The 3,985-nt window shown below is 66.4% G+C and carries 5 protein-coding genes; 4 read left to right on the top strand and 1 reads right to left on the bottom strand.

Features of this window, described 5'->3' with window-relative positions:
* Positions 1–184 precede the first annotated feature (184 nt).
* The 3 genes from ELR45_RS34845 to ELR45_RS08825 are packed head-to-tail and all read left to right on the top strand — an operon-like array spanning position 185 to position 1,026.
* Positions 185–352: a hypothetical protein gene (locus ELR45_RS34845; RefSeq protein ID WP_165367617.1), complete on the top strand. Its 168-nt coding sequence runs from the start codon at positions 185–187 to the stop codon at positions 350–352.
* Between the two features lie 2 nt (positions 353–354).
* The gene (locus ELR45_RS08820) at positions 355–558 is read left to right on the top strand and encodes a hypothetical protein (protein ID WP_129665233.1); all 204 of its coding nucleotides are present in this window, start codon (positions 355–357) and stop codon (positions 556–558) included.
* 12 nt (positions 559–570) lie between these two features.
* Positions 571–1,026: a hypothetical protein gene (locus tag ELR45_RS08825; RefSeq protein ID WP_129665235.1), complete on the top strand. Its 456-nt coding sequence runs from the start codon at positions 571–573 to the stop codon at positions 1,024–1,026.
* A gap of 223 nt (positions 1,027–1,249) precedes the next feature.
* On the opposite strand, the gene glmS is transcribed toward ELR45_RS08825, so the two are convergent.
* Positions 1,250–3,097, bottom strand: coding sequence for a glutamine--fructose-6-phosphate transaminase (isomerizing) (gene glmS, locus ELR45_RS08830; RefSeq protein WP_129665237.1), 1,848 nt, complete (start codon positions 3,095–3,097; stop codon positions 1,250–1,252).
* A 113-nt stretch (positions 3,098–3,210) separates the two neighbouring features.
* On the opposite strand from glmS, the gene coaA reads away from it, so the two are divergent.
* Positions 3,211–3,985, top strand: a 775-nt coding sequence (gene coaA / locus ELR45_RS08835) for a type I pantothenate kinase (RefSeq protein WP_240759342.1), incomplete at its 3' end; no start/stop codon positions are given.

A 3,985-nucleotide genomic window follows, 5' to 3' on the forward strand; every position in this document is an offset into this window, starting at 1 on the left:
GGACGCTCCCGTCGTCGGCGCCGCGATCCTCGCCCTGCGAACCTTCTTCGACACCCCTCTCACACAACCTTCAGCTCACGCAAACAGCAGCAAACCAGCGTAAGAAATGGTTGTCTGACGCTATCGAATGCTGTTACGCTCATGGCGCATCAGCGGTCCTTCTATGCTCGCCAAGGAGGAGTCGATGGACCAGAACGACGAAGATCACTTCAGGCGTATCGAAGTCGTCCAACAAATGGACCGTGCCAAGGAAGTCGTCGAGAGGTACTTTGACGGTCTTCATTTCTATATTGGCCAGATCGAAGAGCACAGCCGAGAGATCGGCAAGCTAGATGAACGGTTGGGAGGCTGAAAATGAACATCGCAGTACAAGAGCTACAGGACGTGATCCGCCGCGACCATGAACGCTGCATCGCGGAGCTCCAGGCAAAGGCCGATGCGGCCGCGGCCAGTGGAAACGAGGACAGCCGCGCGTGGTATCAACGGCGGGCCGATCGTCAGCGGCAGATGAAGTACCCGTGGGAGGAGGGCTACCGTTGGAAGAGCACCGACGACTAAGCAGGTAGCGGCGTGCTCTGGACGGTCGTGTGGGTCGTTCATCTCGGCCTGCTCGCGGCATGGCTCGGCTCGATGCTGTACAGCCTGGTCATCGTCCAGCCACGGGCGCACCGGTTCTTCGCGGCGGATGACGATCGGCTGGAAGAGTTCCTGACGGTCCTCGGATCGGGCAACCGCCGGCCCGTGCTCGCCCTGCTCGCCGGGCTGCTCGTATCCGCCGCCTCGCTCCCCGCCATTGACTCCCCGAGCACATCCCGAGCCATCCTCTACGCCCTCGAGGGCGGTCTGCTCCTGGCGGCATCCGCGGTCTTCGCTCGTGTCTCCTGGCGTCTGTGGCCGCGACGGGTGTTCGCGTTGCCCGAGGAACGTCCTCTCCATCGACTTGTCCTTCGCCACCATGCGCTAACGATGGTGGGCCTCGCCGGCACGGCCTTCGTCGTCGCCGTTACGACACTCACACTCACCTAGCAACGAGCCGGGCCAGAAACGGGCCGCCGACACTGACCGCCAAGCTCTTGGGCTCTGGGGAGGGGGTCTGGAGGCTCAAGCCCAACCGGGCCACAGGCCAACCGCGCCGACGCACGACACGCCACCCGCTGCCTCCAGACCACCTCCCCGGAGTCCCGGAGAGTCCCAGAGCCTCAGCCCGATGCGACGCAGGCCCGCTCACTACTCGACGCGGGCCCGCTCACTACTCGACGGTGACGCTCTTCGCCAGGTTCCGAGGCTGGTCGACGTCGAAGCCACGTGCACTCGCCATCTCACACGCGAACACCTGCAGCGGCACGGTCGCAACCACCGGCTGGAGCAGCGTCGGGCATTCCGGCACCCGGACGATGTGGTCGGCATACGGCGCGACCGCTTCGTCGCCCTCCTCGGCCACGACGATGGTCCGGGCGCCGCGAGCGCGGATCTCCTGGATGTTGCTGACGATCTTGTCGTGCAGCACGGACCGGCCGCGCGGCGACGGGACCACGACGATGACCGGCACACCGCTCTCGATCAGTGCGATCGGCCCGTGCTTGAGCTCACCGGCGGCGAACCCTTCGGCGTGCATGTAGGCCAGCTCCTTGAGCTTGAGTGCTCCTTCCAGCGCGACTGGGAAACCGACGTGCCGCCCGAGGAAGAGCACCGACGTCGCGCCCGAGAGTTCCCTGGCCAGCGCGCGCACGGGCTCCATCGTCTCGAGCACCTGGTCGAGCTTGGACGGCAGATCGGAAAGGTCCCGTACGACGGACCCGATCTCGTCGCCCCATTTGGTCCCGCGGATCTGCCCGAGATACAGCCCCACCAGATAGCAGGCGATGAGCTGAGTCAGGAACGCCTTCGTGGAAGCCACTGCGACCTCGGGTCCGGCGTGGGTGTACAGCACCGCGTCCGACTCGCGGGGGATGGTGGCGCCGTTGGTGTTGCAGATCGCCAGCACACGTGCGCCCTGCTCCCGTGCATACCGCAAGGCCATCAGCGTGTCCATCGTCTCGCCGGACTGACTGACCGCGATGACCAGCGTCTGTCGCCCGACCACCGGGTCCCGATAGCGGAACTCGCTGGCCAGTTCCACCTCGCACGGGACACGCGTCCAATGCTCGATCGCGTACTTGGCCACCAGACCGGCATGGTAGGCAGTGCCGCAGGCGACGACCACCACCTTGTCGATCTCGCGTAGCTCCTCGTCGGACAGCCGCATCTGGTCCAGCGAGAGCCGCCCACCCTCGCCGATCCGTCCCAGCAGCGTGTCGGCCACGGCCTTAGGCTGCTCTGCGATCTCCTTGAGCATGAAGTAGTCGTAGCCGTCCTTCTCTGCGGCCGAGGCGTCCCAGTCGACGTGGTAGCGACGCTCTTGTACGGGCGCGCCATGGAAGTCGGTGAGGGTCACGCCGTCAGCGGTGAGCTCCACTACGTGCCCATCCCCCACTTCCATGGCCTCCCGGGTGTACGCGATGAACGCGGAGACGTCGGAAGCCAGGAAGTTCTCTGAGTCGCCGAGCCCCACCACCAGCGGTGAGTTGCGGCGGGCGGCGACCACCCGGTCCGGAACATCGGCGTGGACGGCCAGCAGGGTGAACGCGCCTTCCAACCGCAGGCAGACCGCGCGCATCGCGTCCGCCAGTTCGGCGCCGGCGGCGACCTCCCAAGCCAGCAGATGCGCGACTACCTCGGTGTCGGTGTCCGATTCGAAAGCCACGCCCGCGGCTTCGAGCTCGCTTCGCAGCCGGGCGAAGTTCTCGATGATCCCGTTGTGGATCACGGCCACCCGGCCGGATGCGTCGAGATGCGGGTGAGCATTGCGGTCGTTCGGCGGCCCGTGTGTGGCCCAACGGGTGTGCCCGAGCCCGGTCGTGGCGACCGGAAGCGGGACGTCGTCGAGCGCTTTCTCGAGGTTGGCGAGCTTGCCAGCCCTTTTAGTCGACGCGAGCGCGCCATCGGCCACGACGGCTATCCCGGCAGAGTCGTACCCTCGGTACTCCAGCCGGCGCAGCCCTCCGACGACGACGTCGATCGCCTGTCGGCTGCCCACATATCCCACGATGCCGCACACGCGGGCCAGCGTAGCCCCTCGGCGCCGCGCCACCCCAGCCACACCCCGTCGTTGCGGCGGTGCACCCGCCCCGGCTGCGACGCCCGCAGGCACGGGAGCAGAATGGGCACGCTATGGCTGAACAAGGTGCCGCACCGCTGTCTCCCTTCGTCGACCTGAGTCGATCGGAGTGGGCACGGCTACGCGACCAGACTCCGCTTCCGCTCACCGCGGCCGAGCTCGAAGAGCTCCGCGGCCTGGGCGATGAGGTCGACCTCGACGAGGTCCGGGATATCTACCTGCCGCTTTCTCGCCTGCTCAACCTCCGGGTAAGAGGCACGGCCAGGCTCTATGAGGCGACTACGACGTTCCTCGGCTCGTTCGCCGAGCGGACACCGTTCGTGATCGGTATCGCCGGATCGGTTGCGGTGGGCAAGTCGACTATCGCCCGGCTGCTCCGGCTGCTGCTGGCCCGCTGGCCCGACCATCCTCGCGTCTCGCTGGTGACCACCGACGGTTTCCTGCTGCCCAACGCTGAGCTCAAACGTCGTGGGCTGCTGGAACGTAAAGGCTTCCCCGAGTCGTACGACCGCCGTGCGCTGCTGCGCTTCGTCGCGTCGGTCAAGTCGGGTGCGCCCGAGGTCAGCGCGCCGGTCTATTCTCACCTGACGTACGACATCGTTCCGGACGAACGGGTGGTCCTGGAGCATCCGGACATCGTCGTCATCGAGGGTTTGAACGTCCTGCAGCCGGCCCGGGCCCGCGGAAACGGAGTTTCCGGCCTGGCTGTGAGCGACTTCTTCGACTTCTCGATCTACGTCGATGCGACCCCCGAGGATGTGCGGCGCTGGTATGTGCGACGTTTCCTGAGCCTCCGCGAGACCGCGTTCCGCCGTCCCGAGTCGTACT

The organism is Phytoactinopolyspora endophytica, assembly GCF_004138495.1.
GTDB lineage: Bacteria > Actinomycetota > Actinomycetes > Jiangellales > Jiangellaceae > Phytoactinopolyspora > Phytoactinopolyspora endophytica.

What these genes read in the sequence shown, in the direction of transcription:
- ELR45_RS34845 (WP_165367617.1), top strand. Translation starts at nt 185, where the DNA reads ATGGACCAGAACGACGAAGATCACTTCAGGCGTATCGAAGTCGTCCAA.
- ELR45_RS08820 (WP_129665233.1), top strand. Translation starts at nt 355, where the DNA reads ATGAACATCGCAGTACAAGAGCTACAGGACGTGATCCGCCGCGACCAT.